The organism is Clostridium chromiireducens (assembly GCF_002029255.1).
Taxonomy (GTDB): Bacteria; Bacillota; Clostridia; order Clostridiales; family Clostridiaceae; genus Clostridium; species Clostridium chromiireducens.
In genome coordinates, this window is sequence record NZ_MZGT01000007.1 from 101,721 (window position 1) to 109,216 (window position 7,496).

General features: G+C 30.2%; 5 protein-coding genes. All 5 read right to left on the reverse strand.

The features are described 5' to 3' along the window. Window positions 1-125 precede the first annotated feature (125 nt). On the reverse strand, window positions 126-1,604 hold the full coding sequence (gene spoIVA / locus CLCHR_RS03745) for a stage IV sporulation protein A (protein ID WP_079438347.1): 1,479 nt from the start codon (window positions 1,602-1,604) through the stop codon (window positions 126-128). Between the two features lie 843 nt (window positions 1,605-2,447). Next, window positions 2,448-3,440 (reverse strand): NAD(P)H-dependent glycerol-3-phosphate dehydrogenase, encoded by a 993-nt coding sequence (locus tag CLCHR_RS03750; protein ID WP_079438348.1) that lies wholly within the window; start codon window positions 3,438-3,440, stop codon window positions 2,448-2,450. Window positions 3,441-3,442: 2 nt separating this feature from the next. Further along, on the reverse strand, window positions 3,443-4,759 hold the full coding sequence (gene der, locus CLCHR_RS03755; protein WP_079438349.1) for a ribosome biogenesis GTPase Der: 1,317 nt from the start codon (window positions 4,757-4,759) through the stop codon (window positions 3,443-3,445). 56 nt (window positions 4,760-4,815) lie between these two features. After that, window positions 4,816-6,150, reverse strand: coding sequence for a DUF512 domain-containing protein (locus tag CLCHR_RS03760; RefSeq protein WP_079438350.1), 1,335 nt, complete (start codon window positions 6,148-6,150; stop codon window positions 4,816-4,818). Between the two features lie 184 nt (window positions 6,151-6,334). Further along, the gene (locus CLCHR_RS03765) at window positions 6,335-7,123 is read right to left on the reverse strand and encodes a phage replisome organizer N-terminal domain-containing protein (RefSeq protein ID WP_169896757.1); all 789 of its coding nucleotides are present in this window, start codon (window positions 7,121-7,123) and stop codon (window positions 6,335-6,337) included. Window positions 7,124-7,496 lie beyond the last annotated feature (373 nt).

Below are 7,496 nucleotides of genomic sequence, written 5' to 3' on the forward strand. Positions count from 1 at the left end.
ATATAAAGAAAGTGTTGATTACAATATATAATACACGGAAATATGTAGTAATTACATTCCAAACTGCCTATTTACAATATATAATCAACACTTTATTAAAATATAATATTTTATACTTAACTAGTTTAAAGTATTATGCAGATCAATCCACCATTACCTTCATTAATTATTTTTTGTAATGTTTTTTGAATCTTAACTTGGACATCTTCTGGCATTTTATATAATTTATTTTGTAGCCCTTCTCTTACTAATACTTCTAAAGATTTTCCAAACATATTACTTTGCCAAAGAAGAGTTGGATCTGTCTCAAACTGCTCTAATAGTCCCTTTACAAGTTCCTCTGATTCTTTTTCAGACCCCATTATAGGGCTTATTTCAGTCTTGATATCACATTTTATAAAATGTAAGCTTGGAGCACTAGCTTTTAATTTCACTCCATATTTATTACCTTGTTTAACAATTTCAGGTTCTTCAAATTTCATCTCAGCAAGTTGTGGAGCTACTAATCCATACCCACTTTCTCTTACCTCTTCTAAAGCATCTTTTACTTTATCATATTCGCATTTTGCATGGGTTAAATCTTTTATTATTCCTAGCAAATCACTTTCAGAACCAACTTCTAAGTCGCATATTTCACTAAGAACTTTATAAAAAATTCCATCCTTTGGTTTCATTAATATTTGTGCTGTTCCGCTACCTAAATCTACTTCTTTTATTGAGGCATTCCCCATAAATTGTTCATCTTCAAGATTATTTAAACAATATTTTATATCCCTAACCTTAGAGACATCTTGACTCATGTTCATAATTATGTTGAAGAAATCTTTTTTCAGCCAATGGCTGCCCTCTAATTTTTCAAGCCATTCAGGCATGTCAATATTGACTTCTTTTATTGGGAATTCTTTAAGTACATGTTTAAATATATCTTCTATATCTTGTTCTCCCATATTGGAAACATCCATCACTTGTACTGTTACATTATATTTATCTTCTAATTCTTTTCTTAATGTTTTTGCTTCTTGAGAATTAGGCTTACTTGTATTAAGAACAACAATAAATGGCTTATTTAAAGTTTGTAATTCGGATATGACCCTTTCTTCAGCATCTACATAATCATTCCTGTCTATCCCTGTTATACTTCCATCTGTTGTTATTACAAGACCGATTGTTGAATGATCCTTTATAACCTTTCTCGTTCCAATTTCAGCAGCATCCTCAAAAGGTATTTCATAATCATACCATGGTGTATGAACCATTTTACTTTCTTCTCCATCTAAGTATCCTAGAGCTCCTTTTACTATATATCCTACACAATCAACCATTCTTACCTTGAATTTTATTTCATCTCCTAAATTTATTTCAACTGCTTCATTTGGTACAAACTTAGGTTCTGTTGTATGAATATTTTTTCCCGACCCACTTTGTGGTAATTCATCTTTTGCTCTTTCCTTCTTATAAGTATTATCAATTTTAGGTATTACCATGAGATCCATAAACTTTTTTATGAATGTAGATTTTCCTGTTCTTACCGGCCCTACAACACCCACGTATATGTCCCCTTGAGTTCTTTCTGCTATATCTTTGTATATGTTAAAATTATCCACGTAGTTCCCTCCTATATTCTTTTTACCAATATATATATATTCATCCTAATTTTAAAATATACCCATATAAAAAAAAGCAGCTATGCTGCAATTAAGAACTTTTTTTGAAAACTCCCCAAAGTAGCTATGCTACAATCAAAAACTTTTAAAAAAAGCAGCTATGCTGCAATTAAGAACTTTTTTGCAAACTCCCCAAAATAGCTATACTACAATCAAGATTTTTTTGCAAACTCCCCCAAAGTAGCTATACTTCAATCAAGATTTTTTAAAACTCCCTCAAAGTAGCTACACTACAACCAAGAACTTTTTATTTATATATATAATACGGAAATTAGCACTCATATCACCATTATAAGGTATTAAAATACTCATATTTATATTATTCTTTCTCTCAACAACAAAAAACTTATCTAGATCCTTTCCTAATCATATATATGATCACTATCTATTTTCTTTACAATTCTTATTGACTTTATTATTTTATCAAGTTTAAGTAATCATTTCATTACTATACCACATTTTTATAGCTTCTATTGCTGTATTCGTGGCTTATTCTTTCATACCATTTTGGAGAATGCGATATGCTGTTACTTATGGTATACTTCACCCTTCATTATCCTAAACCAAATTTTAAATTCTACTGCTTTGTCTACCATCATAAACAACCATCTATTATATACATAATAACGCACTGCTATATTAAAAACTCTCTTAGAATAAAAAAAGATAGACTATCTCTTTTAAAATAATCTATCTTTATTATACAATATGATTTTTATGTTTTTTCTATACACTACTCATTTTCTTTTGTGATTCAATTAACCACCCACTTAAATGCAGATATTAAAACAATTCACTTTTTTTATCTCTATTCATAAGCTCATCTACTATGGATTTAGCATTTTTGCTTTCAAACAGTCCCTTATAGAGTCCGTCTGTTATCGGCATTGATATACCAATCTTTTCTTTTAGTTGATAAAAAGCCCTACATGCTTTTACCCCTTCAACTACCATGCCTATTTCTTTCAATGCTTCTTCAAGGGACATTCCTTTTCCTATTAATAATCCAGCTCTTCTATTCCTTGAATGCATAGATGTACACGTTACTATTAAATCCCCCATACCAGTTAACCCATAAAAGGTTTCTGCTCTTCCTCCGAGGGCTATTCCCACTCTAGAAATTTCCTTCATACCTCTAGTTAGAAGTGCAGCTTTTGTATTATCTCCATAACCAAGTCCATCAATAACTCCTGCCGCTAATGCAATGACATTTTTAACAGCACCGCCAACCTCAACTCCAATAATGTCATCATTAGTATATACTCTAAAGTACGGAGTCATAAATAAGTCTTGAACTGTAGCAGCAAAGTGCATATCTTTAGATGTACTCACAATGGTTGTCGGCAACTTCATAACAACTTCCTCTGCATGGCTTGGTCCTGATAAGATTACAACTGGATTTTCTAACTCCTCTTCAATTACAACAGAAAGTCTCTTATCGCTATCTTCCTCAATTCCTTTTGCAATTGATATTATAGGGATACTCGCAGGTATTCTCCCTTTAAGTGCTATACACATTTTTCTAATAACATGTGATGGTACCGCTAATACTATATAATCAGTACCATCTATTGCTTCCTCAATACTATTAAATGCAGTTACCCCTTTAGGAAATCTTAAATCTTTCATATACTTTTCATTTGTTCTTTTAAGATTTATTTCATTAACAACATTTTCGTCCCTATCGTAAATACTAACAATATGATTTTTTTCTGCAAGTAAAACAGCTAAGGCACTTCCAAAGCTTCCTCCTCCTAAAAAAGTAATCTTACTCATAATTATTCCTTTCTTTGTCTATATTCAATCTGGATACCAGTTCCTTTAAAATCAAAACTATCTCTTAATTGATTTTCCAAATATCTTTCATATGAGAAATGTCTTGCACTTTCATCATTTACGAAGAAAACAAACTTAGGCGGCTTAGTCGCAACTTGAGTCGCATAATAAATTTTCATTCTCTTAATTCCAACAACTGGTGGTTCCTTCATAAGAACAGCTTTACTTATAACATCATTTAATATTCCTGTTGAAATTCTCTTATTGTAGTTATCATAGCAGTACTTAGCAACTTGAAGTACCTTATGAGTTCTTTGACCTGTTAGGGCTGATATAAATAGATATTCAGCATAACTTAAGAATTTTAGGTTTCCTTGTAATTCTTTTTTAAACTTATCTAATGTTTTACCGTCCTTTTCAACCAAATCCCATTTATTAACGATAACCATAATAGCTTTTCTCAATTCATGAGCATAACCTATTATTTTTTCATCTTGCTCTGTAATACCTTCTGTTGCATCAATCATAAGTATGCATACATCCGCTCTTTCAATAGCAGTATAAGTTCTTATAACACTATATCTTTCAATTTCTTCTTTTACTTTACTCTTTCTTCTAAGTCCAGCAGTATCAACTAAGATAAATTTACCTTCTGCCGTTTCCAAATGACTATCTATTGAATCTCTTGTAGTTCCTGGAATATCAGAAACTATTACTCTTTCTTCTCCAAGCAATTTATTAATTAAAGAAGACTTTCCTACATTAGGTTTACCAATCATAGCTATTCTGATATATTCATCCTCATCAGCATCGTAAACTGATTTATCAAAATATTTAACTACTTCATCAAGCATATCACCAAGACCTAGTCCTTGACCTGCCGATATTGTTACAGGATCACCTATTCCTAAATTATAAAATTCATATGCATTGTTTTCATCTTTTAAATTATCGACTTTATTAACAACTAAAACTACTGGTTTCTTACTCTTTCTAAGCATAGTAGCAACTTCACTGTCTGCGGCAGTTAATCCTTCCTTACCGTCAACTATAAAAATTATTACATCTGCTGTTTCAATTGCAATATTCGCTTGTCTTCTCATTTGTTTTATTATGATATCATTATTTTCTGGTTCAATACCACCTGTATCTATCATAGTAAAATTATAACTTAACCATTCAGCCTCTGCATACACCCTATCCCTTGTAACTCCTGGTGTATCTTGAACTATTGAAATTCTTTTCCCTGCTAATTTATTAAATAACGTTGACTTCCCAACATTTGGTCTTCCAACTATGGCAACTATCGGTTTACCCATTAAAATTCCTCCTTGTATTTATGCACATTCAAAAAATGACGAGTCAGCATGCTAGTCTATTTTATTTCATATGCCTTATTAAGTTTTTCGATTAGATCTTCTCCTGTATAATCAACTACTATTACCTTAACATCTAAAGCTGATTCAATATCTTTAATCTTAGTATCATCTAACATTATTTGTTCTGACGAATCTGCTAGTTCATACCCTTTTCTAAACATATTGTTGGACATAATTAAATACTTAGTATTTATTATTCCCTTCATTTGATTTATTATATCAGTTCCAGTTAAAAGTCCTGCTATAGTAATTGTTTCTCCAAAAAAATTATTTATTATTTTATGTACATCAAGCTGTATATTAGGATTTTTGTTCTTAATTTTATTACTAGCTTCTAATAGCTCATTATACGCCAGCTCTCCTGTAACAATAGAAAAGCTTCCCTTCATACTTGCATCTAAATCATCTAAAGTATTATCTATTGCGTCTCTAAAGCATCTAACCATCCCTATACCGTCTTCTATTTGATGATAGTCATCATAAAACTCTTGATCTGGGATTTCTTTTTCTGCAACTAAATAAAACTCATCAGATAATCTGACGAAGGGCTTCCCTGTCTCTTTAACATATTTTTCTTGAAGTTTCTTAACACTTTCAATTTCTTTTGCTGATTCTTCTTTTGTATAAGTATTAACATGTTTAAGATTATCCCTAAACTTAGTTATACCTATTGGTACTACCGCCAAATCTGAAACACTTGGATATAATGTATATAAATCTGTAATAGTCCTTTTAAGTTCATCTCCATTATTTATTCCTGGAACTGAAACTATTTGTGCATTCATTGTAATGCCTGCAGCTGCAAGTTTTTTCATTCTTTCAAAAACATTACCTGCAAACCTGTTGTTAAGCATTTGAACTCTTAGCTCTGGATTTGTTGTATGGACAGATACATTAATAGGACTTATGTGATATTGTATTATTCTATCAATATCTTCATCCTTCATATTAGTTAATGTAACAAAATTCCCTTGAAGAAACGATAATCTTGAATCATCATCCTTAAAATACAGTGTTTCTCTCATTCCCTTTGGAAGCTGATCAATAAAACAAAATATACATTTATTGCTGCATGATTTTGCTTTATCCATTATACCGCCGCCAAATTCTATGCCTAAATCCTCACCATATTCTTTTTCAACTTCAATTTCCCATACTTCACCATTACTTTTTTCTACCTCTAAAATGATTTCTTCATCTGCTGATAAAAATTTGTAATCTATAATATCATTTACTTTCTTATCATTAATAGATAGTAGAACATCATCTACTTCAATGCCGACTTCTTCAGCAATACCATTTGGGATTACTTTTGTTATAATATTTTTCATGTTATCACTCCCAATTATAACATACTTATCCTTGTTATATTACATTAATACCTTAGTTAAGTCAATAAATTCATGCTATAGCAAGTCAGATAAGTAATTAGCCTTGTAATTTAACTTGCATCTATAATTTAAAAACTGAACGGCTCAATGCCTTATTACCATATTTAAAGACGTCTACCTTACATCAATCAAAAGCGAAACTTGTGAGAACGCATTCACCTGGATTTAATTTATATTCTCCTTCACTAAAATTTGATATAAAGTTATCATCTTTTTCTTCAAACAATTCAACAATATCAGACGAGCTGTCTTTTTTCTTCTTTTTCTTTACACAATTAATTCTATTAACTTCTAAAATCATAGGCTTACTATTTTCCGATCTATTCTTATCCTTGTTAAAACTCAGATTATCTTCTGTTTTACATATCTCCATATTAGTAACCTTTAAATCTTCAGTAATTTCATCTTTCTTTTCTACTGCTTCATGATTATTTGTAATTATTAGTTCATTTAATATTTTTCCTTTCGATTCTTCATCTACAATGTTTCTACTAATATCTTTAGTTTCCCCTTTAAAATCTTCTTTTATTTGAGTTTCATTACTTTTCGAGCTACTTTCTTGATTTATAATTTTATCCTTTTCCTTAACCTTAATATTTTGATGCTTTGCAAAATTTTTCACTTTATAAATTTTTCCTTCAATAAATTCAAGCATCTCCAATTCCATTAATATATTAAAAGCTAACTTAACTTGATTAATATCTCTATTGAACTCTATTGCTAAGGTTTCTAGCGAGTAAGGAATAGTTTTAGAAAGATATAATTCCCCTTCTAAATTAACTTTTCCAGCTAAAATAACCACCCTACTCCAAATATAATGAAGAAGGTCTCTCTCAGGCTTTGTATCTATAATTTTAAACTTAGTATCATCATACATATCTACTCTAAATTTAATGTATTTTCTTTCTCTCATCTTCATCATCCCCCTTAATATTTATATGCTAACAAGTTAATCCACAAAATGTTCTTGTATGCAGAAAAGTTCCATTATTGTAGCATTGCTACTTTTTTTATAAGCGCATAGCTGCTCTTTCTAATGTGTGCATTTTACAATGTTCTCATCTAATTTGTTCTTTCCAAAAATTTATGTCTCATATAGTATATACGGTTTACATAACAATATATAAATACTTTTATCAAAATAATTTTCTATTATAAAGCAACATGTTCTTTAAACAACCCCACATTAAAGACAACTTTTTCAAAAAATACATAAACAAAATCCTCTAATGCCGTATAATCTCTACAACATTAGAGGATTTTTAGTATATAATAATGAAGAATTT

Excerpts from the sequence above, each read along its gene's own strand:
- CLCHR_RS03750 (WP_079438348.1), bottom strand. The coding sequence starts at position 3,440 with ATGAGTAAGATTACTTTTTTAGGAGGAGGAAGCTTTGGAAGTGCCTTA.
- der (WP_079438349.1), bottom strand. The coding sequence starts at position 4,759 with ATGGGTAAACCGATAGTTGCCATAGTTGGAAGACCAAATGTTGGGAAG.
- CLCHR_RS03760 (WP_079438350.1), bottom strand. The coding sequence starts at position 6,150 with ATGAAAAATATTATAACAAAAGTAATCCCAAATGGTATTGCTGAAGAA.
- CLCHR_RS03765 (WP_169896757.1), bottom strand. The coding sequence starts at position 7,123 with ATGAGAGAAAGAAAATACATTAAATTTAGAGTAGATATGTATGATGAT.